Raw genomic sequence first — 24,567 nt, 5'->3', positions numbered from 1 at the left:
CATGGACGCACGCGAGGCGCAGCGGCGCGCCACCGATGAGCTCGCCGCGGGCAACGCCGCGGGCGCCCTGACCCCGCTGTGGGCGCTCTTGGGGCGCAGCCACATGGGCGAGGACGAGCTGCGCGCCGCGCTGGCGCTGGCCGACAAGGTCTACACCGCGCTGGGTGCGCGGCGCGCGGTGGCCACGCTGCGCATGTTCGGCGGAGACCTGGCGGGCGCGCAGTCGCTCGTGCGCGACGTGCCGCTGGACCGCGCGCGCCTGCACGCGGTGGGGGGCGATCCGCAGCAGGCGGCGCGCGCCTTCGAAGAGGCGGGCTGGCTGGGGCACGCCGCCATCCAGCTTGAGAACGCCGGGGACGTGCGCACCGCGCGCCTCTTGTGGGAGCGGCTCACCCAAGACCCGCGCCTGCGCAGCAACCTCTACATCTTGGGCCTGGTGCGCTTCAACCTCAGCCGCGCCTGCGCGCAGCTGGACGACCACGCCGCCGCCCGCCGTGAGCGCGTGCTCAGCATGCAGGCCATCGAGGCCGCGGCCGACGGCTTCGAGACCATGGGGCAGCGCGAGCGCGCGTTCGACTGCTACCAGGTCCTGCTGACGCTCGGCAAAGAGGGCGCCTTCGAGAACCTGGCGGAGGGCTACCTGGGCTGCATCCGCATCCTGCAGGCGGACCACCTCAAGTACTACGTGCTGCAGTACTACGAAGACTTCACCAGCATGGCCATCGCGCGCGGCGAGCTGCACGCGTCGGCCACCCTGCTGCGCGAGGCCGCGCAGTTCTGCCGGCGCAACCGCCTGCCCTACGAAGCGCACTACCGTCAGCGCAGCGCGGTGACCATGGAGCAAGCGGCCACCAAGCTGCTGGAAGACGGGGGCATGCCCGAGATGGCCGAGAACGCCTTCTCCGCGGCCATCGACGGCTACAACGACCTGGGGCAGTACTCGCGCGTGCGCGGAGTCTACCTGCGGCTGGCCACGCTGCAGCTGCCCGACAAGCGGCGCGCCCGCTACACCCGCCTGGCCGAGCGCCTGGGGCAGGTGCCCGACGAGCCGCTCAACGCGGTGGGCTTCCCCGACTACCTGCGCATGGACACGGCCTACCCCGAGATCTGGCGTCTGGACGTCATCGAGTGGGAGCAGGGGGGCGACGCGGCCGAGACCATGGGGCAGGTGCTGGAGGACCCCAAGACGCCCGACTACATCCGGCGCCACGCGCTGCTGTGCCGGCTGCGTCAGCTGGGCGACCCCAACCCCGCCCGCCCCGAGGCGCTGATCGCGCTGGCCGAGCTGCTGGGCCGGGTGGGCATCTACGCGTGCCTGGGTCCGCTTGAGGCCATGGTGGAACACGAAGACGCGAGCGTGCGCGCCGCCGTGCTGCGGGCCGCGCGGCAGCTCTACTTCAAGCGCACGTTCATCCTGGTCATGCGCGGCCTGGCCGACGACGAGCAGGGGGTGCGGCGCGAGGCGCTGGCCGCCGTGAGCACGCTGCACTTTGGGCACGCGTTTGACCCGCTGCAGCGCATCTACCGGGACTCTCAAGAGCCCGAGGTGCGCGCGGCCGCGCTGGGGGCCATCGGCAAGATCCCCAACCTGGAAGCCGCCGAGCTGCTGCTCGAGGCGCTGGCGCACGGCACCGTGGCCGAGCGGGCGCAGGCCGCCGACCTGTTGAAGCGCGTGGACCACCCCGACGTGGACGCGCTGCTGCGGCGCGCGCACGGTGACGAGACGGGCGACATGAAGAAGCGCCTAGGCGCAGTGATTCAGGCGCGGGGGCGCTGAGCGGGCGACCGCGCGGGGCGCTGGCGCGGGGCACCTGCTCACCCATCGGCGCGTCGCACCTCGCCACCGGCACCGCGGCGCGCGAGCGGCATGCCGTGCTAGCTTCTCGCTCCTGATGCCACGCCGTCTGTTCTCCCTCGCGCTCCTCTTGTGTGCCGCCTGCGCCTCGAGCGGGTCGCCGCGCACCACGACCGGGACCGGCTCCGCGGCCACCGCCTCTGGGATACCCCTGGCCAGCCTCCGCGACGTGGACTGGCCAGCGCGCAGCTACCCCGGCCTGGACCTCTCGGTGGATGACGAGCTGAGCGCGCCCCGCTACGGGGACATCGATGGAGACGGCCGCGAGGAGGCGGTAATCGAGGGCATGGCTATCATCCCCGACGGCAACTCGTACGTGACCTACGTCTATGTGTTCGCGCTCCCCGACGGCGCGTCCGAGCCCACCCTGCTGGGCGCGCTCGTGGGCGGGGACCGCGCGGACGGGTCCCTCCGCGTGACCGGCCTGGACGCCCAGGGCCTGCACCTGGCGCGCGCCATCTTGGGCCCCGACGACGCCATGTGCTGCCCCAGCAGCGAACAGCACGAGACGTGGACCTGGGACGGCGCCGAGCTGGTCGAGGACGCGTCGCAGCGGCGCGTGGAGCCCACCGACAACTGAGCGGTCGCGGCTACGGCTGCGCGAACGTCGCGCGCTCGGCGACTACGAAGAACGAGGTCGACCACCCGTCGTCGAAGTCGAAGATGCAGTTGGGATCGTTGACCGTCGTTCCGTCGCCCTCCACGCAGCCGACGATGACCGGCGTGCAGGTGTCCGACGGGTGTCCCGCGACGATCAGCTGCTCGAGCCCATCGCCGTCCAGGTCGACGTCGGGCTGGGTGGGCGTGAACCCCAAGCGGCGCCCCGCGCCGACGAGATCGGCGAGGCTCAGGTCGCGCGTGACGGGCTCGCATAGCGGATAGCCGTTGGCGCTCCCCGACCCAAAGAGGTCCATCGCGTTTGCGAGGGAGCGCACCTCCAAGGCACCACACAGCACGCCTTCCACGCGCTGCGGGGATGAGGAGTCGGGGAGCGCGCGCAAGCGAAACTGCGCCCGGCGGAGGGGTTCTTGGACGACGACCGCGCCTCCGGTGTTGAGGCGCAGGTCGGCCACCTCCGACTCCATGCCGTCCCCGACGGCGTCGATGTGGGCGAAGTCGAAGGGGAGCGTCGTGGTTTCAACCACGCGCGCGATGGGATCCACAACGACCGCGTCCCGCATGGCCACTCGGAAGCGCGGGGGTGGGGCGACGCCCCGTGCCCAGCCGGAGAAGATGACCACCGGCCGCGCCGCGACGTCCCTCAGCTGCCGCGCGATCTGTGCGTTCCACGCGACCGCCGGGACGGCCAGCGCCTGCCCGGCCGAGTTCTGCCGAACGCCCGTGCCGCTGATGTCGCACCCCTGAGACACGTCCGTGGCGAAGCCGAGCTCAGTCACCATGAACACCTGCTCACCCCCGCAGCTCGCGGAGCAGCCGTCCCAGTCCGCGCTGCCGCCGTCGTCGCACAGCTCGGGCTCGGTCAGCGCGCCATCGCCGCAGCTGGCAGCGGACTGACAGGCCAGACAGCTCCCGCTCTCGTCGTCGCACGTCTCGGCGGGGCCGTCGACGTGCCCGTCGCCGCAGGTCTCAAGCTCGCAAGAGGCGCGGCAACCGTCGCCGTTAATGCGGTTTCCGTCGTCGCAGGCTTCGGCGCCTTCCACCACGCCGTTGCCGCACAGGGTTGGCCAGCGGCAGCGCACGCAACCGTCGTGTTCGTCCTCGTTGGCGTCGTCGCAGCTCTCGCCGGGGTCCACCAAGCCGTCGCCGCACCCAGTGACCAGCGGGGGCAGCGCCACGGTCGTCCAGTCGAATCGGGGCCCGGCGTCATGGGTGTCGGGCTCGCGCTGGCCCCCGGCGCAGCCAGCAATGCTCAGGAGCGCGACGAGCAGCAGGCTGCGGGTCACTTGGTCGGGTGGGGATGCAGCGCGACTCATGGGGCCTCCGGACCGAAGCGAAGCGTTCTCCAGTCGACCCCCGACCGGACGGCCGCGGACTCGTACCCAGGGTCGTGTGGGAGCAAGGACCCAAAGTAGTAGAGCCGGGCCTCCACCGAGCCGGGCGACACGCTGGCGCGCGGCACGAGCTGCGCCTGTTGGACCCGGAACTGATCGAACGCGCCCGGCTCCCCGCTGGGCGTGAGGAGCTGGGTGTCCAGCGTGGTGACGGTGCCGTCGGTGACCGCGTACAGGGCCACGTCGCCGCTGACCTCGCCAGGCCCGAGCACCCACAAGCTGGCTCCTAGGCGGCCGACCGACAGGGGGCGCCCGCTGGGCCAGACGGCGTGGGGCCAGTCGACAGTGCTCGTGACGGCGTAGCTCTCGGGGAGCCCCGTGTCGGACGCGAGCTCGATGAGCTGTTGGACCCCCGCCTGGGTGACGCCCAGCAGGTGCACCCGTCGAGCGCCGCCAGGGAGGTCTTCGTCGTGGTCGAACCCGACAAGCTGGACGGTGGTGGCGTCCGTGAGCGCCTCGACCGACACGGGCTCGGACTCGCGGAACGCGTCACAGTCGGCGGACGCGAAGAAGCGCAGCCCCGCGTTGTCTTGGTCGTAGCGGACGCCCTCGAAGCGCTCGAAGGTGTCCACCCACGTCATCGCGACCTCTCCCGGCCCCATGACGCTGCGAGCCGCCTGCCACGTGTCGCCGCTGAGGGAGCGGTGCGCGCCGCGCTCCAGCACGACGCAGCGCAGCTCGGGTGCGTCGGCCGCCGCGCGAAGGCTTGGCGCGTTGATGAGCGGAGACACGTGAGAGCGGTCGCAGGTGTCGTAGGAGGTGCGCGCGACGCTGACCAGCTCAACCAACGCGACCGCTCCCGCGGCGCTCCCCCGCGCTTCGACCCGGAGGACCAGCGGCTCGTCCCGTGGGATGGCGGGGTCGAGGGGCAACGGGCTGCTGCGCGCGCCGACGATGGGCGCCGTGAGCCACCACGACCCGGCGTTCACGACGAGGTTGAACTCGTAGTAGTAGAGGACGAAGGCCCCGAAGTCGATAGTGGTCTCCGTGGACCGGGCGCCGTCGGCGGTCTCCATCCACATGCGCCACCCGTCCACGCCCCCCGAGGGAACGACGTGAGCCGTGACGATGGTCCCGAAGCGAGGGGACACGAACGAGATGAGCAGCTCGGTGCCGGCCGCCCCGAAGAAGTGCACGTCGGCGCCCAAGTCCGAGATGCCTCCGGTCACCGCGCCGCGCGACTCGATGAACTGCCCAGGCAGCAGCAGGATCGAGTCCTCTCCGTTGATGCCCAACGTGGCTCCGTCCTCGTCGACCGTCCCCGACGTGACCCACTCCGGGCTGGGGAAGGCCTCGAACTCGGTCCAGCGTCGCAGCTCAAGCGCGGTCCCCGGCCGGAAGGCGCAGTGCTCGAGCAGCTCGTGACCGAGGCCCCAGCAGCCGGGGTCTGCCCGGTCCACCAGCGGGGCACCGCGAAAGCTGTCGCCGTTGTTGTTGCGCCCGTCGGTGCAGGCGTTGCCGTCTTCGCGGCAGTGGCCGTCGCAGCTTGGGTCGGCGCAGTCCACCAGGCCGTTGAAGTCGTCGTCGAGTCCGTTTCCGCAGCGCTCCACGGACGACTCGTGCGCCGAGTCGGGGTATCCAAAGAGGGCCGAACACCCCCCGAGCACACAGAACGCGCTCATCGCAACAGCCCATTGTTTCCTCACGCGCCGAGCGTAGCGCACGCGTGTCGATGGCGCGCCGCGAGATAGGAAAAAAGCGCTATCGTTGGTCGCGATGACGGGACACACGGAGGTCGCCCCCAACGACCAAGCAGACCACATCGCCAGGGAGCGCGACCTGTATCGTGCCCTCTTGGAGCTAGGCACGGCCGAGCACGACCTGAGCACGCTGCTGCACGGGGTGCTGGCCATCGTCCGGGACCTGACCGGCGCGGCGCAGCTGTACGTGCAGGCGGGCGCGGACCTTGAGGGCAAGCCCCCGTACTGGGCGGCCATCGGTGCGTCGTCGGAAGACGTGAACGTCGCGCGGGCGCACGTGTCGCGCAGCATCTTGCGGGTCGCGTTGGCCGAGCGTGACGTGGTGGAGACCGCCTGCGCGCTTGAGGACGAGCGGTTTGACGGGGCTGGGAGCGTGCGCGCCAACCGGGTGGGGGCGGTCATCTGCGCCTCCTTGGGGGGCGACCCCGACCGCGGCGTGCTCTACGTTCAAGGCGCGCGGGGCGGAGGCCTGCACCGGGACGCCGCGCGCGTGGTGGCGACCACGGCGATGGCCATCGCCGCCAGCGTGGACCGCGAGGTGCGCCGCGCAGAGCGAGCCGCCCAAGCGGACGCGACCCAAGCGGCCCGGGAGCGGCTGGCCTGCGACGACGTGGTGGGGCGCTCCGTCGCCTTGGCCCGCGCGCTGGAGCTCGCGGCGCTCGCAGCCGGCAGCGACTCGCCGGTGCTGCTCACGGGGCCGTCGGGCACAGGCAAGTCCCTCCTGGCGCGGGCTATCGCGTGGGGTGGGCAGCGCGCAGGCGCGCCGTTTGTGGAGATCAACTGCGCGGCCCTGCCGGGCGAGCTGATCGAGAGTGAGCTCTTTGGGGCCGCGCGTGGCGCCCACAGCACCGCGTCGGAGACGCGCGCGGGGTTGGTGGCTGCGGCCGAGGGCGGGACGCTGTTTCTGGACGAGCTGGCGGAGCTGCCGCTGCCCGCCCAAGCCAAGCTGCTGCACCTGACTCAGACGGGCACCTACCACCGCCTGGGCGAGAGCAGCCCGCGTCAGGCCAACGTGCGCATCATCGCGGCCACCAACGCGGACGTCCAAGCCGAGCTGGGCGAGCGCCGGCTGCGGCGTGACCTGTACTACCGCCTGGCCGTCCTTGAGGTGGCCATGCCTGCGTTGGACGAGCGGCGTGAGGACGTGCCGTTGTTGGCCGAGCGTCTGGTGCACGACGTAGCGCGTGACCTCGGCGTCCCAGCGCTGCGTCTCTCGTCTCAGGCGCTCGCCGCGCTCGAGCGGCGCGCGTGGCCCGGCAACGTGCGCGAGCTTCGCAACGTGATCGAGCTGGGCACGCTGCGGGCTCGCGCGGAGGCCTGCACGGTGCTTGAGCCCGCGCACCTTGGTCTGGCTCAGTCAGCGTCCAACGTGGCGTCCAGCGAGGCGGCGTCGCTCCAAGCGCGGACGCAGGCGTTTCAACGCGGAGTCATCGAAGAGGCGCTGCGCGCTGCCGACGGTCGGGCGGCGGCGGCGGCGCAGGCGCTGGGGTTGTCGCGCTCCCACCTGTACCACCTCATCACCACGCTGGACGTCCCGCGCGACTAGCACTAGCCGTGCGGTCCCTAGGGTGCGCGCTGTAGGCGTATGTTCAGGGAGGTGGACTGGTTGGCCTGCACGACGACGTCCTGCTCCCACGGCGCGTAGCCTGGGGCGCTGACGGCTACGCGGTGGGTCCCAGCCGGCACGTCGGCGAGCACCTCGGGTGTGGTGGCGCGCGGTGTCCCGTCTACGCTGATGGTGCCGGTGGGTGTGCTGCGCACCACCAAGCGACCGACCGCGACGTGGGCCGGGCGGACAACGAACGCGACGCTCACCTCGGCGCCCTCGGTCACGTCGAAGAAGACGGGCGAGGCGACGATGGCGTCCGACACGACGCGCGCCTCGTAGCGACCCACGGGCAGCGGGAGAGGGCCGCTGGCTTCAACGTGAGAGCGCAGGCCGTCATCGCGGCGGAGGTGCAGGGGGGTGTTGTCTGGGACACCCGTGAACTGCGCTGTGCCTCGTCGCGCCTCAAGCGCGAACGTGATGTCTTGTGCCGTGCCCGCCTCGCCGGTGACGTGGACGGAGCGTGGCGCGTAGCGCGTGGCTTCGAGGAGGATGCGGTGGGCGCCAGGCAGGACCGCGACCCGGACTGGGGTTACGCCGCGCACGCCGTACTCGCGACGATCCACGAACACCTGCGCTCCCGGTGGCTCTGTGGTGATGGTCAGCACGGCGACACGCGCCTCCACGGCGCGTTGTCGACTGGCTGCGTCCGCGCGCTGTGGCGCGTCTTCGGGCGCCGTGGCGCGGTAGGACTCGAACGAGCTCCAGGCGAGCTGGTCTTCTCCGCTGAGCTGAGCCGTGAGCGCGACGTTGAAGAGCGTGGTGGGGGAAGGCGCGATGCGGTGCGCGTGGAGGAACGCGCGCAGCGCCTCGGCGAAGTCTCCGGCCGTGTAGTGGGCGCGGCCGCGGGCGTCGAAGTAGCGCGCGTCCAAGGCGCTGTCAGCGTGCGCGGCGCTGGCCGTCAAGGCGAGCAAGAGCAGGTACGGCGCGAACCGCTTCATGGCCGCTGAAACGACACGGTGGCCGAGGAGGGGGCGTCGTTGGGGTCGTCCAACACGAAGAAGAGCGTGACGCCGACGCCCGCGAGGATGGAGCCGACGCCCAGCAGCACGTCGCTTGTGCGGTTGAGGAGGCGACCGCGCTCGCGCGCGCTGACGGCCCGCGTGGGGTCGCTCAGCTGCAGGCGCTGAAAGTCTTGGTGACTGCGCCGGGCCATGGGCGCGGTCACCGCGAACGCCAGCAGGCCGGCCAGGCCGACCGCGCCGACGCTGATGCCGATGGGCGAGCGGCGCGGCCTCCCGGAGGCGCGCAGCGTGGCTGTCACCCAGGTCTGCTCACCGGGGCGCACCTCCAGCTCGCCCTCCCATGGGTCGCGACCCGGCTCTTCGATGCGGAGCCGGTGGAGCCCGGCGGGCAGGTCGCGAACGAGCGACGGCGTGAAGCCCACCTCGACTCCGTCCAGCAACAGCAGCGCCCCCGTGGTGTTGGCGGTGACAGTGGCGTCGCCCACGGGCACCGGCACGTCCACCAGCGACAGGCGCACCCGAGCGGTCTCGTTGGCCGTGACGGTGGCGACGGCGGCCACCACCTCGAAGGTGTCGTTGCGGCCGGACACGGTGTAGGCGCCAGGGGCAAGGGAGAACTCGCCGGGCGCGGTGCCCTCGGCCACCAGGGTTCCGTCGGGGGCGTGCACCTGCACCGGGATGGCCGTGCGAGACTCCAGCTGCATGGTGCCCACCACGCGCACGAGGGATGCGTCGACCGCGACCTCCTGCCCGCGCACCAGCTCGACCTCCACGCTGACGTCTTCAAACCCTGGGCGAGAGAGCATGACGCGGTGCGTCCCCGGAGCCAGCGCCACGAGGCGCGGCGTCAGGCCGTAGCTGCCGTGGTCGGGGGTGTCCACGTAGATGGAGGCGCCGGGAGGGTCGCTCACGACGCGCGCGCGCGCCACCTCGGCGAGCAGCGCCTGCATGGCGTGCTCGGCCTCGCCGCGGCGCCCCTCGTGTCCGTCCAGCGTGTCTTCTTGGGCGAGGTACTCGGCAAAGTACGAGAACGCGTTCTCGGCGTCGCGCAGCTGCTGAAAGCAGAGGGCCACGTTGTAGAGCAGACGCGGGTTGGGGGCGATGCGGTGCGCCCACAGGAACTCCTCGATGGCCCGCGGGAAGTCGCGCGCCTCGAAGTGTGCGCGCGCACGAGCGTCGTGGAAGCGCGCTTCGGAGGCTTCATCGGCGCGCGCGACGGAAGGGACCGCGGTGACTGAAGCGAGCGCGAGCAGGGCGAGCGCCAACGCGCCGCGCGCGGACAACAGCGACTTGGTGGGCCTGGGGGCGCCTACGCGTAGCGGGTGGGGGTGGACGTGACTCATCGGGGGGCGAGCATCGGCAGCGGCGGCGTCGACCTTGGTGTGCGGCGCGTGATTGCCGTGCGCGGCAAGAGCACCGTGAGCGTAGGGGGGGAGTCGACCGACACGGTGACGCTACGCGGGGAGTGGCCGGGCAACGAGAGGCGCAGCTCGACGGGCCCAGCGCTAACGTCCACCTCGAGGGGGGCTGCGCCCAAGGCGCTGCCATCGAGCGTGCTGAGCGTGGCTCCCCTTGGCTCGCTGGCGACCACGCGCAGCGCGGGCGCGGGGGAGGCGTGCGCTGCGGCCGAGTTTGCCGAGTTGCCCGCGTCGGTCGCCTGCTCGGGTGCCCGTAGGGGCTGCGCGTCGTCACCGGGAGCGTGCGCCGCTGGGGAGGTGGCGGCCGCGTGTGGGCTGGGGGTGCGGTCAACCTGACCCTCGCCCGCCCGTGGTGTTGCGGCGTCCGGCGCCGAAGCGCGCGAGGCCCACCAGACCAACGCGAGCAGCACGCTCAGCACAAGCAGCGCGGCGAGCGCGAGCACAACGCGCGACGCGGATTTGGGCGCTTGCGATGGCGCGCTACCCGCGCTGACCACGCGGGGGCGACTGGACCTGGAGACCCCGCTCTGCAGCGCTTCGGTGCTGCCTGGCGGGGGCACCGACGGTCGGGTGTGGCTGGCCGCGACGTCTGTGACGGCTGGGACGTCGGTGACGCCCGCGTCGCTCCACGCGAGCGCCCACGCCCGCGCCACCGCGGAGGCGTCTTCATAGCGGTCCGCGGGCGCCTTCTCGAGACAGCGATGCACCACCGCAGCCACCGCCTCGGGGACGTCGGCGCGCAGCTCTTGAAGCGGCGGAGGAGGCGTGAGCGCGTGCGCCAGCACGCAGGCGTAGAGGGTGTCGGTCTCGAAGGGCACGCGCCCCGCCAGCGCCTCGTAGGCGACGACCCCCAGCGAGTACACATCGGCGCGCGCGTCTACGCCCACGTTGTTGCTCTGCTCGGGCGCCATGTAGAGGGGCGTCCCGATGAGCGCGCCCGTCTGGGTGACGCGCACTTGGCCAGCGAGCTGGCGGGACATGCCAAAGTCCACGAGCTTGACCACCACCTCGCCGCGCTTCTGCGCCAAGAAGATGTTGGCTGGCTTGATGTCGCGGTGAATGACGCCCGCTTGGTGCGCCGCCGCCAGGCCGGCCAGCGTCTGCGCCACAATCATGCGCGCCTCCTCTAACGGCAACGCGGCGCCCTCCGCTCGCTGTCGCTCCAAGCGGGCGCGCAGGTCCTCGCCTTCGAGCAGCTCCATCACGACGTAGAGCCGATCCGTCGCGTCGCGCCCGAGGTGGGTGACTCTCACGATGTGATCGTGATCAATGGCCGAAGTGGTGCGCGCCTCCTGCTCCAGGCGCGCGGCCGCGTCCGAGTCCAGCTCGTCTTCCAGCACTTTGACGGCGAACGACCGCTGGAGCTGCAGGTGCAGCGCGCGATAGACGGCCCCGCCCGCGCCCGCGCCAAGGGGCTCTTCAATGCGGTAGGTGTCGTCCAGCACCGTCCCACGAGGCAACGTCTCGTGGCGCGCGGGCTGGCCGTCCACGTTGTCGCGTTCCGAGTCGGAGTGTAGCGATTGCGCCATCTTGGGGGTGTTGGTGCGCCTGCCGGGATCCCATCATGAGCCCTCGGGGAGGGCGGGCACACGTTGCTTCGCGACGTTACCACGAGGGTGCCGCAGGGGCAGCGGAGAACTGAGCGGTGGCCGGGAAGGCGGGGCCGGTAGCGTCGATGGCTATCCCCCGCGCGGGGGATGGTTGGGTGCCAGACCGAGTGGTAGCCGATCCGTATGCAGATCAATCGGCCAATCACGGTTCGCGCGGTGTGACAGGGACCATCGACGCGCGCGACACCACAGGGACCATCGCCCGGGAACTGAGCGGCGTGCTCGGGGTGAGTCACGCGGCTGGCACCCGATAGAGCCCGTGTGAGGACGTCACCCTAGAGGCCTACAACGTCCACCACAACGCTCGATGATGTCTGGTTCCCGTCCCCCAGCTGTCCCTGTGTGCCGAGACCCCAGCACGCGACGCCGCCCGTGACTCGACGCGCACACGTCGTTCCGCTGGTCCAGAGGTCGTTGCTGCCCATCGCTCGGACCTCGGCGAAATCGCCAACGACGGTTACCGGCGACGTCGAACTCATCGTCGAGCCGTCACCGAGCTGACCGTCGTTGTTCGTGCCCATGCACTTCAGGCTGCTGTCAGTCCCTAGAGCGCAGAGGTGACCCGGACCCATGGTGATCTGGGCGATGTTCGTGAGGGCGACCACGTTGCTTGGTGCGGTTCCAAACTGGTCTCCCCAGCAGCTCACCTGCCCGCTGGCGCGCCGCGCACAGATGGCCTCCGCCCCCGCGGCGATCTCCACAGCGTCGCTGAGGCCGGTGACCAGCACGGGTGTTTCGGACAGGCCTCCAGCTGTTGCGTTGCCGAGCTGTCCGACGCGATTTGAACCCCAACATGCCACTCGGCCGTCGTTGCGGAGCGCGCACGAGAAGTTCCCGCCCACCGCGACACTCGCCACGTCAGAGAGGCCCACTACAGCGATGGGGGTCTCCGCGGTGGTCACTCCCGTTCGACCGAGGTTCCCTCTCCCCCAGCACAGGACGGTTCCACCGCTTCGGACCGCGCAACCCATGGCGTTGGCGTTCGGGATCATTCCTGCGGTGCGCTCAAGGTCCATCGCGATGGCGTCTTCGAGACCCGCAACGGGTCCCGGTGGCAACGGGTCCGACCCGGATGTGGGGCGTCCGAGCAGGTTGTCGTATGGCGTCCCCCAGCACCAAATCTGACCTGTGCTTCGACGCGCGCACGCGACCGCGTAAGTCGTGTGTATCTCTTGGATCTCGCCGACAGCGTCCACGATCTTTGGCACGAGATTCCGACCATTCAGCGTTGCGGGGTCACGTCCCCAGCACGCCACGTTTCCGTTTTCACGGCGCACACAAGCGGTCTCACCACCGGCCGTCAGCGCGGTGATTGGTGAGGTCACACAGCCACCGACGCTGCATTCGTTGCCCTCGCCGCAACGCAAGTCACACTCTCCGCAGTGCCCCGGTGAGACTTGAGTGTCGAAGCATGCCCCGCCACAGAGGGTCTGACCCGCTGGGCATGCGCATACACCCATCTCGCACAGAGCCCCAGCTGGGCAAGCTCGGCCGCAGTCGCCGCAGTTGAGTGGGTCGTTCATGTCATCAACGCACGCCGAGATGCAGTCGAGCGTCCCGACCGGGCAGCGACACGTCCGGTCGACACACTCGGCCCCGTCGGCGCACGGCAAACCACACTCGCCACAGTGAAGAACGTCGGAGGTGATGTCAGCCTCGCAGCCATCATCGGTCCGCCCGTTGCAGTTCAGTCTGGGGGCGACGCACATGGCAATCACACACTCGTCCACGCCACAAGTCGCCACTGTCCCAGGAAGCATGCACGACATGTCGGCTGACGGGTTCTCATCGGCGAAGCCGTCGCAGTTGTTGTCCACGCCATCGCAGACCTCTGGCGCTCCGGGATGAGCCCGGCTGTCCAGGTCGTCGCAGTCGTCCGTGGGATACCCGCCCAGGCAGCTAGCCGTCGTCGCCGCGTGGCCGTCGCCATCGGAGTCTTCATCGGTGGCCGCGCCACCGCCCGACGAGCAATCGTTGTCGGAGCCATCGCAGACTTCAGGCGCCCCCGGGTAGACCTCGACGTTGGCGTCGTTGCAGTCAGAGCCGCCGCAGCTCACGCGATCATAGCCATCGCCATCGTCGTCGAAAGGATGGGTGGTGTCATCGCAGTCGTTGTCGGGGATCAAGTCGCAGACCTCTGGAGCGCCTGGGTTGCGACCCCCCACGAGGTCATCGCAGTCCGTGTTGTCTTCCGCAAAACCGTCAGGTTTGCGACAGGCTTCCACCGAGACCCCAGCGGTACTTCCGAATCCGTCGCCGTCGCGGTCCTCGTAGAAGACTCGCCCACCCTCGTCCACGGCGTCATCACAGTCGTTGTCGATGCCGTCACAGGCTTCCGCCTCGCTGGGGTGGGCCGTGGACTCGCTGTCGTTGCAGTCGTCTCCACAGAACAAGGTCCCCGCGCCATCGACGTTGCAGCACGCTGCGCTGTACCAACCATCAGAGTCAGCATCTAAGTCGCCGAACGTTGTCGGCGAACAGTCCTCGTCATGCATCAGGTCGTCGCAGACCTCTAGATTGCCTGGAAACCGATCGGGGTCACTGTCGTCGCAGTCGTCCCCACCACAGGCAACCGCTAGGTGACCATCGGCGTCGGCGTCGGGGGCCAGCTCGCAGCGGGTGACACATGTGCCGTTGGTCGCGTCGCATGTCTGAGAATCCTGGCAAGGGCTGGCGTTGGGCGCGACACAGCCGCGTTCGTCGGCGTTCGTCGAGCGCGGGAGACACAGCTCGATGCCGTTGCAGAACTGACCGTCCGAGCAGTCGCGGTCCGCCGCGCACTGAATGCCTTGGTCCGCGTCGGTCTCAGTTGGGGGAGCGGTGCAGCCCCCCACCAGCATCGCGGCGCCCAGTAGGAGACCGCCTAGCACTCGTTGCATCTGTGTTTCTCCGGGAGCGGCCAGCAGCACGCGTCGAGCACCCAATGAATTCACGGAGCGCAGCGCCCTCGGAATCCCAAAGATGAGGGGTCTCGTGTAGCAGCGGCGCTCTCACCTTGCCTATCCCCCAAGCGGGGGATGGTCCGCATACGAAGTCCTCCCCCATGCTGCTCAGCATGCGCCGTAGCCACGCCGTCCGACAGAGCCTCACGCGTCCTTTGCGCTCGGCATCCTTTGCGCTCGGCGCCGTTCTCATCGTGCTGACCGTCAGCGCCCCCGCTTTCGCGCAAGGGGAGCAGCCAGACGACGAAGAGCGAGCGTCCCTCGAAGGCGAGGCCAGGGCCAGCTTTGACGCAGGGCAACGCGCGTTCTCAGCCATGCGCTACGAGCAGGCGCTGACCTACTTCCGGCTCGCGTACGAGGCCAGTCCTCATCCGGAGCTACTGTACAACATCGCCCTCTCCGCAGACCGACTGCGTCGCGACGCTGAGGCCCTCGAGGCCTATCGCGCGTACCTTGCTGGGACAGATTCACCTCGGCATGCGGCAGCCGTGCGAGCCAGGATCGCGCTATTGGAGCAGGCGCTGGCGTCGCCGGAGCCTGAGGCTCATCAGGCCTCGCGACCCGAGCGGCCGCCCCGGGACTCACGCGCGGGTCCTCCGACCCAGCCCTCCTCAGAGTCCGCCGCGGAAGAGCCGGTGAACGCCGCAGAGGAAGAAAGAGCCGAACCCATCGCTGCCCCCGAACCGCACGCTTCATCGGCGGCCCCCTTGGTCTTAGCAGCGACCGTCGCTGGCGGGGGCCTTGTCACAGCGCTCGCCGGACACCTCGTGTATCGGGATGGCGTACGGCGTTACAACGACGACACCCAGTGCGCTCGCCCTGGCGCCGAGCTTCGTAGTGAGGCTTGCCCTGGCGCCGCCCAGCAATGGCAGCGAGGCCGGCGCCTGCTGCGTGCGGGCTGGTCACTCGCCGGTCTGGGGTCGGCGACGGGCTTGATCTTGCTGCTCACGCGAGCGGGCGATGACGACCACAGGGACCCGCGCGGTGCCTCTGCCATGTCCGTTGCATGCGCCCCTTCTTTGTTCTCTCCAGGAGTCGTCTGCGACGGACGCTTCTGAACGTTGGCCACGCATCATGACTTGTATTCCCCGTAGGCAGAACCTCGCGCTTCTTGTCGCTCTCCTGTCCAGCATCCTGGGACCTGGCTGCATTGACCCCAAGCCCAACCAGCTCGTCGATGGGGGAACAGACGCTGGAGAACCAGGCGACCTAGGCACCGTTTGGGATGGGAGCTCTCGCACAGACGCGAGCCGCGATGCGGGGGACGCAACGGATGCTGGCGACAGCGGGGGTGTTGTGGACAGCGGCACCGCTGGCGACGGTGGTGGCCCTGTGGACGGTGGCGCGGGCTGTGCACCGACCTGCGACAGCTTGAGCGGGGCCACCTGCGTCGCGGCTGTGTGCGTCTGCGACGCAGGGTACCGTCTTGAGGATGGCGTCCGCTGCGTTGACGTCGACGAGTGCGCCGCGGTGAACGGAGGGTGCGGCGACGCGATGTACACCCGCTGCACCAACACCGTCGGAGGCGCACCCACGTGCTCGGACATCGACGAGTGCGCGACCAGCAACGGCGGCTGCAGCGCGCTGGTGGTGTGCACCAACCTTGCCCCGGGCTTTCAGTGCGGCAGCTGCCCCATGGGGTTCGTCGACGACGGCGCAGGCGGATGCGAAGACCTCAATGAGTGCGCCACCGACAACGGCGGCTGCGACGGCCTCACAACCTGCTTCAACGAGGTGGGCAGTCGTTCGTGCGGTGACTGCCCGACTGGATACATAGGCACGGGGGAGTTGGGCTGCAGCGATGTCGATGAATGCGCCACCAACAACGGTGACTGTGGCGATGCGGCGCAGTGGCGGTGCGAGAACCAGCTGGGCGGCCCGCCACAGTGTGACGAGATCGACCCCACCAGCGGTCTCTGTGGCACTGCCCTTGAGCCGGTGGCCGGTGGCCCCATGGGGGCGTGGAGCACCGACCTCGGCGCGCAGTTCTTTGACGCGAACGGCGATGGGCACGTGGACCTCTTCATCCGCTCCGCGGACGGGCAAAACCGGCTCTACATGGGAGACGGGTCCGGCGGTTGGAGCGAAGAGGCCGCCGCGCGCGGTGTCCAGGAGCCAGACTCCATCGGCTGGCGACCCAACACGGTGGGGGACTTCGACGGGGACGGTGACGTCGACATCATCCTCATGCGCGACACGCGGGTGTGGACGACCGACAACCTCCTGCTGGTCAACGACGGCACGGGACACTTCACGGACGCGGCCAGCACCTGGGGCATCATCACCCCCGACCGGCAGGCCAGCGCGGCCATCCTCACCGACTATGACCTAGATGGGGACTTGGACATGCTCATGTCCACTGAGTGGAACACCGCAGTCCTCTTTCGCAACGACGGCGCGCCCCCGTTCGTCAGCGCCAACGCGGAGTTCCCAACTCACCTGCAAGGGTCCGGGGTCCTGGTGTTCGATCTCACCAGCGCGGCGCGTCCCGACGTCGTGCTTGATAGCCACCTGTACCCCCGCTTCTTGGTCCACAGCGGGACGGCCTACGCCAATGAGGCGGCAGCGCGCGGCATCGTCGCGTCGGCCAACACGGTCAAGACCTATACCGTGGTTGACCTCGACGGCGACGGGAACCTGGACATCTACGCCATCCGGCAGACAGTTGCGGACGTCGTGTACCTGAGCAACGGCGACGGTACCTACACCTCCACCGAGGCGGCCGGCTTCGGCCTTCCGGATGCTGCGTTCAACATCCCGCCGCTATGGGCCGACTACGACCGCGACGGGGACATGGACGTCTACTTTTCCCAGCGTGGGCTCTACCGCAACGACGGTGGGACGTTCTCGGAGGTCACCGCGGCCGCGGGTCTAGCTCCGGCAGGTAGCATCGCGACGTGGGGTGACTACGACGGCGACGGCATCTTGGACCTCTACGCGCAGCCCAACGCCAACCCAGGCCCCGCGCCAGCGCTCTACCATGGTGTCGAGATCGCTAGTGAGGGCTGTCGCTCGCCTGGCGTCGTGCGCATCGAGCCCGTGACCGACAACGACGGGGACGCCACCGACGCCATCACCAGCGATGACCGCCTGGCCCTCAACGCGCAGGTGCTCATTGACCTTGACGGTGACGGGGACTTTGCGGGCAGCACCAGCCCTGGAGACCGCGTGGTGATCTACGTGGTGGGTCACGCGAGCGCCGGGTACACCACCAACCAGCACGGCCCCGTGGTGGCTGGTGTCGGCGCTGCCACTAGCGTGGATGTTCGGGTGCGCTTCGAGGACGGCAGCGTGGTGACGGTGAGCGATGTGGCTCCGGGCGCGACCGTCGTGGTGCGTGACGAGTGACATGCGTTTGCAGGGCTGCGGCTTCCCCTGATCGGGGGATGTTCGGCGCGCCTGGTCTGAGGGAGGTTCGGGCGCGGGGCGACGTGGGCCGAAGGGCCACCACCTCGCTCACCCTTGCCAGGAGAAGTCTCCATGACGACGCGTTCCCAACGACTCAGTCGAGTCTCCCTCCCATTCGGGCTCATGCTCGCAGCCTTCTGCGTGGGGTGCGGCGATGACACGCCCATGCTCTCTCCAGACGCGGGCCCGGCGTGCGTGCAACACACTGACTGCGACGACGGTGTCTTCTGCAACGGCGCGGAGCAGTGCTCTTCCACCAGCCCCGATGCTGACGCGCGGGGATGCGTGGCCGGTGCGTCCGCGTGTCCAGCGAGCGTGACGTGCGACGAAGCGTCCGCCAGCTGTGGCTCCGCGTGCTCCGCGCCGGACATGGACGGCGACGGTCACAACAGCGTCGCGTGCGGCGGCGACGACTGCGACGACACCGACCCGGACCGCTTCCCGGGCAACGTCGAGACGTGCAACGACGGCCTGGATCTGTCACAGAGGTTACGAACGCCGCAGTCACGGTGACCTTCTACGGGCAATCCGATGCCTACATGGTGTTGTCTGGTGACACCGGCTCGTCCTTCGTCGTTCTTGAGCGCGTCGTTCCGCCTGTAGCGGGCTGCGTTGGCTCTACCTACGTCCACGACGACTTCTTCTGTGGAGCGCTCGCGGGAACCCTCTGCGAGCAGGACCAATACGTCGAGGACAACCGCTGTGAGGCCTGCTTCACGGGGACCAACGAAGCGGGCGACGACCCCGCAGGGGATGACACAGTTTGCGACGCCACCTGCAACCAGGACGAACACGTGCTTGGCGGGGTCTGCACGGCTTGCCCGTTCGGGACCACCAACCAGTCGGGAGATGACCCAAGCGGCAGCGACACGAGCTGTGACACTCCGGTGTGTGTCGCCAACGCACCCGCAGTCGTCTACCACCTCACCACGCTGAGCATTCCTACCCAGACACAAGCCAACAATGGTGAAACGATCGGGCACAACGTCGATTTCGCAGGCGACGTCTGCGGCGTTCCCGACTATGCGGGTGGGGTCGACAACTCGCTCATCGACCTCGCGGCCGCGCTTCCGGCGCTTGCGCCCGACGACCCGATCGACCTTCAGAGCGCTATCGACGCAGCCATCGCATGCCCGGCTTCCGGACCTACTTGCACCCGCCTGGAGCTGAACGTGCGCGTCACTCCGGGCGTTGGGTGCGCCTCGGTCGTCATCGAAGACGAGCAACAGGTCCCGCTCGGTGGCCCGTTCGTAGCGAGCGTAGATGGAGCTGGAAATCTGCGTGGCGTCACGAGCGAGTTTGGGTTCACGATCCCCTACGACACGACTTCCGGCTTCGTCGATCTGCGTGTCAACCTGACCCAGGTGACGGTCACCGGCACCACGGCCGGCGGCACTCTCTCGAACGTTGTCATCGGTGGCCTGCTCGCGCAGCCGGACTTCGAGACCTTCTTGATGGATGTTGTGCAGGTCACGGGGGGCGAGGTCACCTTCGACGACATCGCGCCGATTCTTGCGAACCTCTACGATGTGGTTGTGGGGCCCAGTTGCAGCGCGATGTCGGCGGGCTTCCTCGCGGCGGGGGCGGCGACTCCGTGAGGGCCAACTAAGGCACTCCAAGAGGCAAGCGTGCAGCAGACATCCCGCGTGAGATGAAACGGGGTGGCCCGCTAGACGGGCCGCCCCACGCTCGCTTCATGCAGCGCCCCCTCGCCACATCGCGTAAGCTCCACCCCGTGAGGTACGAGAGGACCATCGCAGCCACCGCGCTGTGCCTTCTAGGCGGCTGCACCGCGCTCTTCGGCTATCCGGAGCCCCAGGGGGAGTCGTCCCATGCGCTGTGCAGCAACGGCTTGGACGACGACTTTGACGGCCTGGCCGACTGCGACGACCCCCGCTGCGACGGGCACTGCGCAGAGACAGGCGCGGCATGTTCGGACGGGCGCAACAACGACGGCGACAGCTTCGCGGGTGTGCCCTTGGTGGACGGCGCGGACCCCAGCTGTTGGAGCCAGGGCTACCAGGTGACCCGCCGCTGCGCGTTTCGCCCAGGGACGGTGCTGGAGCTGCGGCGCTGGAACGAGCACGAGGCGTTTCCCAACCTGGACTGGGTGACCTCGGGCACCGTCGAGCTGGCCCAGACCATCCTCGACAAGGACGTCATTCGGCTGCTGCCGCGGCAGTTCATCGAGACGCGCGCGCCCATCACGGGGGCGCTGACGGATATGGGCCTCGTCGCGCATGTCTTCCTAGCGCCCGGGACAGAGCTGGTCTTGTCGTTTGTGTCCGGGCGCTTCGGCACGGTCGCAGAGGCGCACATGGTGTGGCCCGAGGCCGCCGACGTGTCGCGCATGTGGATCGAGACGGCCGCTGGCGAGCGCTCCAACGAGACCTCGGCCGGTATCGAGCTGCGCGAGGGCAACTACTCGCAGTTCGAGTTCTACGTCAGCGGCGGCCGCTGGTGGCTGCACGCCACGGACGAGGGCCTCCGAACGGCCCCCGTGACCGTCGACCCAGCGGTGCCTCTCGACGAGCCGCTGACCGTGCGGATTGAGGCGCGAGGAGAGGCCATCGGCGCGAGCGGGCTGGTGGAGGTCGTGAGCACGGCCCGCAGCTCGTACGACACCTGCGACCGCTCACACCTGTCCCCGCTCATCAACGCCCCGGGCTTCCGCGCGGCGGCGGAGAGCCCCGAGCTGCGCTGCGTGGTCATCGGCGACCGCGCGCATGTGTCGGCCGACGGGTCCTCGTGGGCGGCCTCTCGCTCGACCTTCGCGGCCGGGGACATGGCGCTCGCGTGGGTAGACGCGTTTCAGCGCTTTGAGGGCGCGCGGCTCGACCCGCAGGATGGGACCATGCGGTTCTTTGCGTCCGCCGACTGCGACGTGTTCCGCGAGTCTGAGCCGGTCTCTGTGGCCACGCTGGTCGAGCTCCAGGCGCCACGCCTGGTGGGGTTCGACCACCACGCCGAGCTGCAGGGTGGGGCTCGCCGCGTGCACCTCCTGGGCACGGACAGCGCGGGCGCGCGCCGCCTCGTCGAGCTCGCCTCTGAGACGGGTGACCCCGACAGCTACGCGCAGACCAGCACGCACCCCTGGGACGCCCCCACGTGGACCGACGACCCGGCGCTCACCGTGGGTCGCTTGGGGGACAGCCTGTGGGTGGTCGGCCCAGACGGCGACACCGGCAACGTCGGGCTCTTTCTCGCTACGGGCGCGGCACCCCACTTCGTCGCTGCGTTGCTCGCCCCCAGCGGCGAGTCGGGCGCGTTTGACCGCTTCCGCATTCAGCACGCGCGCCTGGTGCCGCTGCCCCCTGACGCGCCAGGCGCAGCCCTGCCGGCGAGGGTCTATTACTTTGGCTCGCTGCAGCCGCAGGACCCTGGCTACGACTCCACAGCGGTGCGCTCGGGCGTCGAGTGGCGAGACATCCTGTTCGGACAGGAGACACCATGAGGGCACGCTCTGCGCTCCCTGGTCGCCGGGCGCTCGCGCTCGCCCTCGCGCTCGCCCTCGCGGCGGTAGGCTGCGCGAACGGCCAGCGGCACGGTCCAAACCGCGGCGCCCCCGACGCGGGCCCACCCTACGACTGGACCGATGAGCACCTGCCCCCGCTGGTCGAGGGCTGCGGTGACGGCATCGTCGACCCGGGGGAGAGCTGCGACGACGCCAACACGGACGCAGATGACGGGTGCGTCGCGTGCCGCTGGAGCGCGCTGTGTGGCAACGGCGTCATCGAGGGAGCCGAGACCTGCGACGACGGAAACCGCATCAACGGGGACGGCTGCCGCGCGTCGTGCGAGGTTGAGCAGTGCGGTGACGGCCAGCTCGACGCGCCCGCCGAGGCCTGCGACGCGAGCAGCGGAGCCTGTGTTGGCTGCGCCCCGGCAGCAGGTTGTGGCGACGGTCAGCTGGTGGCTCCCGAGGCGTGCGACGACGGCAACGCGGCCGACTGGGACGGCTGCTCAGCTGGCTGCGAGACCGAGGAGCTCTTCATCCTGACCGAGCTGGGCTTCGCGACTGACCCGGCCCTGGGCTGCGACGTCACGGGCACGGGATCGCTGCAGAACGCCGCCGGGCGCGCGCTGACAAGCACGGCCGTGGCCTGGAATTCCCAGGTCGCGCGGCAGTTCCGCGACTCCACCGAGCGGCCGGCCATCGCGATCAACGGCTGGCAGCGGGGCACGCCCCTGCCCGAGCGGGTGCGCTTGGCGATGTTTGGCGCGGTCATCTTGGACCCGCTGGCCCGCGTGGTCACCCCCGCCGGCCTGCCCTTTGACTACGTCCACGCGGTGACCGACGGCGAGCGCATCATGTCGGACGTGGCGGACATCGCGCTGAACGCGGACGGCGCGGTGGTCATCGAAGAGCCGCTGCGGCGCGCGCGCTTCACCCTCGCCGCGCGGCCCGACGACGTGAACCCGCAGCGCATCGAGGGCACCGTCTGCGGCGTGCTGGAGGTGCGCTCCCTGGCGCACGCCATGGACCTCTTCGGCTCCGGCACAGCCAGCGGCTACCCCCTCTGCCAAGAGGTCGAGCGCGTCATCAGCCTGGCCGACCTGGTGGGCGCCGGGCGGCGCCTGGGCTTTGTGCCAACGCAGCCTGACACTGACCTCGACGGCGACGGCCTCGAGCAGCTGATCGTCGCCGGGCTCCCCACGGACCTGTGCACGCCCATCATCGTGGGCTGCGTGGAAGGGGACGGCACCGAGATCCACGACCCCAACTGCATCTTCGACTTCGACGACGGCTGGTCCACGTCGTTCTTCGTGGTGGCCGAGCGCGCGAGCTTCGCGGGGCCGTAGACGGGCTTGCGGGTGGCAGTCGCGCTCCGACTGGACGCGACGAGGCAACGGATCAACCGAGGTCGCGACAAGCGTTCGGGGTGAAGAGCTTGCTCGTGGAGTGACCACGCAAGCACACGGTCTTCGCCGCACGCGTGAACACGATGACACCCAAGCACCGCACCCCTGGTCCTTCTGCTCCGCCTCAAGCTGCCTCCCGCCGTCCCGGCGCGGCCGCAGCAGCCCACTCTTGCCGGGCGCTGAGCGTTGGCGTGGCGTGTGTGGCCGTGATGCTCACATCCGCCTGCTCCCTGTTTGGACACGGGCGGTCGCACACGACGACCCGTCCGATGTCCGAGAGCGTCGCCGACTTTCAAGCGGCTATGGCCCTGTGGAACGCGGGCATGTGTGCGGAGGCGGAGGTGCGCTTGCAGTCGGTCGACCCGCGGCTCCTTGAGGTGCCGAACAACCAGGCCGCTTTGGACATCAGCAGGGCCACCTGCGCCTTCTTCGCCGAGGGCGAGCTCGCAAAAGCTCAGGAGCTTGCCCTCGGTGCGGCGCAAGGTACGACCGACAACGCCGCGAACGGTGCGGCCCTAGTGTCCATGATGTTCCAGAGCCTGTGCAATTTCGACGAAGCACTGAACTGGGCCTTTCGGTCAGAGGCCGCACGGCCTACTTGGCAAACGAGTGGTGCGCTCGCCTCCAGCGCGTTCATCTATCGGCAGCAAGGGCGTCCGGAGCTCGCGGCGCGCGCAGCGACGCGCTACCTCGACGAATTCCCTGCTGACTGGTTCCAGTCGCCGCGCTCGACTCCTCCCCCCGGCTCTCACATCGACCGCGTCGCTGCTCATCAGATCCACAGTCAGCTTCGAGCCGTCCTCTGGCTCCTGCTGCTGGACGTTGAGGGCGACGTTGAGATCCCACCGCAGGAGCTGGAGGCGCTACGCACGATCGCCGCGCCAGACTGGGCCGGTGACATTCGTCGGAGCGAAGCATTTCTTCAGTCCAACGCGGCGGCTCAGTTCCACGTTGCCGAGTTGGACCGCCTGCGGGGCATCCTGGCCGTTGCTGAGGTGTTGGGTCTCGATGCTGACCAAGTCGCGGCTTTGAAAGCCGCACGAGACCGCCACACGGAGCAGCTATCCACGGCCGGACCTTGCGCCGAAGTCGCGACCTTCTACCGACTGCGTGGCGAACGGGAGGCCAGCCAAGTTGACGTCCCCGGCGCCCCTATCGAAGTGGACTTCGACTTCGACGGGTTGGTTGGGCAAGACGACCTGTGCCCTCACGAACCCGAGACCGTCAACGGAGTGGACGACTCCGACGGGTGCCCGGACGAGTCCCTGGCCTACGTCGAACGTCGCCAGATCGTCATCACCGAGCAGGTGCTGTTCGCGACCGACAGCGCGGATGTGCTACCCGACTCTCTGCCGCTCCTGCGCCAGGTCGCGCAGATCCTCCTGACCTACCGCGAGATCACGCTCGTCCGGGTCGAAGGACACACGGACCATCGCGGGACATGGGACCACAACATCTCCCTCTCGACCCGCCGAGCCGAAGCGGTCCGCGGTCAGCTCATCGCCCTGGGAGTCGACGGAAGTAGACTAGAGGCCGTCGGCTACGGTTACGGCAGACCGCTCTCCTACGGCGCCTCTGACCTGGAGATGCAGCGCAACCGGCGCGTCGAGTTCTTGATCTTGGGCCAGGATGCCAGAGCCAACGGTCCAGGAAACGGCCACTAGCACCGCCCGTCGGGTCTTGGTCTCACCGGGGATGAGAGCCCCGCCTCGCCTCGGCGCCTAGATCGTGCGCCAACGCGACAGCGTCGTGCCCGGGCACCTTCCGCCCGGGCGACCGCGGAGCGCCACAGTTGCCGTCTACCCCTGCCGCGGGCATCCCTGCCTGTCTGGAACACTCGAACAGCAGGGACCGAAGGTAGACGGTGGACAAAACGCGGATGTACCGCTGTAGATGTGTTCCTCCATCACCTGTCCAGACGCGGAAATTCCAATGTGCATATTGCCACTTCCCGTCTGCACAGTTCTTGATAGTCCGAAAATCTCGTATACTCCTGGCGTGAGGTTCTCCATCGCGAGCGTCACACGTCCAGGATGCTGATCCGAAGGCAGTGAGCACACTATCGAACCATCTGGCCGCACGACCGCGAGCCCCGTCGCACCCAGAGCAAGTACATTGAGGCCCGGGATGTGTTCCGATAAATTCCCACGAATGATCGGAACTCCAGAGGTGAACATCCCGTTACATC

General features: G+C 69.3%; 14 protein-coding genes. 8 read left to right on the top strand and 6 right to left on the bottom strand.

Annotation, left to right across the window (positions count from 1 at the left end; translation table 11 throughout):
* The first annotated feature begins 1 nt into the window (after nucleotide 1).
* Nucleotides 2–1,777 (top strand): HEAT repeat domain-containing protein, encoded by a 1,776-nt coding sequence (locus H6726_19260; protein MCB9659796.1) that lies wholly within the window; start codon nucleotides 2–4, stop codon nucleotides 1,775–1,777.
* A gap of 115 nt (nucleotides 1,778–1,892) precedes the next feature.
* The gene (locus H6726_19255) at nucleotides 1,893–2,435 is read left to right on the top strand and encodes a hypothetical protein (GenBank protein ID MCB9659795.1); all 543 of its coding nucleotides are present in this window, start codon (nucleotides 1,893–1,895) and stop codon (nucleotides 2,433–2,435) included.
* A 10-nt stretch (nucleotides 2,436–2,445) separates the two neighbouring features.
* On the opposite strand, the gene H6726_19250 is transcribed toward H6726_19255, so the two are convergent.
* Both H6726_19250 and H6726_19245 read right to left on the bottom strand, forming a co-directional pair.
* Nucleotides 2,446–3,789 carry a DUF4215 domain-containing protein gene (locus H6726_19250; GenBank protein MCB9659794.1) on the bottom strand — a complete coding sequence of 448 codons (1,344 nt, stop codon included), beginning with the start codon at nucleotides 3,787–3,789 and terminating at the stop codon, nucleotides 2,446–2,448.
* On the bottom strand, nucleotides 3,786–5,489 hold the full coding sequence (locus H6726_19245; GenBank protein MCB9659793.1) for a hypothetical protein: 1,704 nt from the start codon (nucleotides 5,487–5,489) through the stop codon (nucleotides 3,786–3,788). The genes H6726_19250 and H6726_19245 overlap by 4 nt, the downstream gene beginning before the upstream one ends.
* A gap of 94 nt (nucleotides 5,490–5,583) precedes the next feature.
* On the opposite strand from H6726_19245, the gene H6726_19240 reads away from it, so the two are divergent.
* Nucleotides 5,584–7,113, top strand: coding sequence for a sigma 54-interacting transcriptional regulator (locus H6726_19240; GenBank protein MCB9659792.1), 1,530 nt, complete (start codon nucleotides 5,584–5,586; stop codon nucleotides 7,111–7,113).
* 17 nt (nucleotides 7,114–7,130) lie between these two features.
* On the opposite strand, the gene H6726_19235 is transcribed toward H6726_19240, so the two are convergent.
* The 4 genes from H6726_19235 to H6726_19220 all read right to left on the bottom strand — a co-directional run bounded on the left by H6726_19235 (nucleotide 7,131) and on the right by H6726_19220 (nucleotide 14,075).
* Nucleotides 7,131–8,114 carry a PEGA domain-containing protein gene (locus H6726_19235; GenBank protein MCB9659791.1) on the bottom strand — a complete coding sequence of 328 codons (984 nt, stop codon included), beginning with the start codon at nucleotides 8,112–8,114 and terminating at the stop codon, nucleotides 7,131–7,133.
* The gene (locus H6726_19230; GenBank protein MCB9659790.1) at nucleotides 8,111–9,481 is read right to left on the bottom strand and encodes a PEGA domain-containing protein; all 1,371 of its coding nucleotides are present in this window, start codon (nucleotides 9,479–9,481) and stop codon (nucleotides 8,111–8,113) included. Before H6726_19230 ends, H6726_19235 begins: the two co-directional genes overlap by 4 nt.
* Nucleotides 9,478–11,085: a serine/threonine protein kinase gene (locus H6726_19225; protein MCB9659789.1), complete on the bottom strand. Its 1,608-nt coding sequence runs from the start codon at nucleotides 11,083–11,085 to the stop codon at nucleotides 9,478–9,480. Before H6726_19225 ends, H6726_19230 begins: the two co-directional genes overlap by 4 nt.
* 356 nt (nucleotides 11,086–11,441) lie before the next feature.
* Nucleotides 11,442–14,075, bottom strand: coding sequence for a hypothetical protein (locus H6726_19220; protein ID MCB9659788.1), 2,634 nt, complete (start codon nucleotides 14,073–14,075; stop codon nucleotides 11,442–11,444).
* 1,527 nt (nucleotides 14,076–15,602) lie between these two features.
* Here H6726_19220 and H6726_19215 point away from each other — a divergent pair.
* From H6726_19215 to H6726_19195, 5 genes are all read left to right on the top strand, one after another.
* Nucleotides 15,603–17,456, top strand: a complete 1,854-nt coding sequence (locus tag H6726_19215) for a VCBS repeat-containing protein (protein ID MCB9659787.1) — start codon at nucleotides 15,603–15,605, stop codon at nucleotides 17,454–17,456.
* A 569-nt stretch (nucleotides 17,457–18,025) separates the two neighbouring features.
* Nucleotides 18,026–19,114, top strand: coding sequence for a hypothetical protein (locus H6726_19210; protein ID MCB9659786.1), 1,089 nt, complete (start codon nucleotides 18,026–18,028; stop codon nucleotides 19,112–19,114).
* A 98-nt stretch (nucleotides 19,115–19,212) separates the two neighbouring features.
* The gene (locus H6726_19205) at nucleotides 19,213–20,970 is read left to right on the top strand and encodes a hypothetical protein (protein MCB9659785.1); all 1,758 of its coding nucleotides are present in this window, start codon (nucleotides 19,213–19,215) and stop codon (nucleotides 20,968–20,970) included.
* Nucleotides 20,967–22,319 carry a DUF4215 domain-containing protein gene (locus H6726_19200; protein MCB9659784.1) on the top strand — a complete coding sequence of 451 codons (1,353 nt, stop codon included), beginning with the start codon at nucleotides 20,967–20,969 and terminating at the stop codon, nucleotides 22,317–22,319. Before H6726_19205 ends, H6726_19200 begins: the two co-directional genes overlap by 4 nt.
* A 329-nt stretch (nucleotides 22,320–22,648) precedes the next feature.
* On the top strand, nucleotides 22,649–24,043 hold the full coding sequence (locus tag H6726_19195) for an OmpA family protein (protein MCB9659783.1): 1,395 nt from the start codon (nucleotides 22,649–22,651) through the stop codon (nucleotides 24,041–24,043).
* Nucleotides 24,044–24,567 lie beyond the last annotated feature (524 nt).

The organism is Sandaracinaceae bacterium (assembly GCA_020633055.1).
Lineage (GTDB): Bacteria > Myxococcota_A > Polyangia > Polyangiales > Houyiibacteriaceae > JADJJE01.
The sequence above is the reverse complement of the archived record's forward strand: the minus strand, read 5'-3'. Positions and strand labels throughout refer to the sequence as shown.

Bases quoted from the DNA above. Each gene is read 5' to 3' on its own strand.
- H6726_19225 (MCB9659789.1), bottom strand. From the start codon at position 11,085: ATGGCGCAATCGCTACACTCCGACTCGGAACGCGACAACGTGGACGGC.
- H6726_19250 (MCB9659794.1), bottom strand. From the start codon at position 3,789: ATGAGTCGCGCTGCATCCCCACCCGACCAAGTGACCCGCAGCCTGCTG.
- H6726_19205 (MCB9659785.1), top strand. From the start codon at position 19,213: ATGCAGCGCCCCCTCGCCACATCGCGTAAGCTCCACCCCGTGAGGTAC.
- H6726_19255 (MCB9659795.1), top strand. From the start codon at position 1,893: ATGCCACGCCGTCTGTTCTCCCTCGCGCTCCTCTTGTGTGCCGCCTGC.
- H6726_19195 (MCB9659783.1), top strand. From the start codon at position 22,649: ATGTCCGAGAGCGTCGCCGACTTTCAAGCGGCTATGGCCCTGTGGAAC.
- H6726_19245 (MCB9659793.1), bottom strand. From the start codon at position 5,489: ATGAGCGCGTTCTGTGTGCTCGGGGGGTGTTCGGCCCTCTTTGGATAC.
- H6726_19260 (MCB9659796.1), top strand. From the start codon at position 2: ATGGACGCACGCGAGGCGCAGCGGCGCGCCACCGATGAGCTCGCCGCG.
- H6726_19240 (MCB9659792.1), top strand. From the start codon at position 5,584: ATGACGGGACACACGGAGGTCGCCCCCAACGACCAAGCAGACCACATC.
- H6726_19235 (MCB9659791.1), bottom strand. From the start codon at position 8,114: ATGAAGCGGTTCGCGCCGTACCTGCTCTTGCTCGCCTTGACGGCCAGC.
- H6726_19200 (MCB9659784.1), top strand. From the start codon at position 20,967: ATGAGGGCACGCTCTGCGCTCCCTGGTCGCCGGGCGCTCGCGCTCGCC.
- H6726_19230 (MCB9659790.1), bottom strand. From the start codon at position 9,481: ATGAGTCACGTCCACCCCCACCCGCTACGCGTAGGCGCCCCCAGGCCC.
- H6726_19215 (MCB9659787.1), top strand. From the start codon at position 15,603: ATGTACACCCGCTGCACCAACACCGTCGGAGGCGCACCCACGTGCTCG.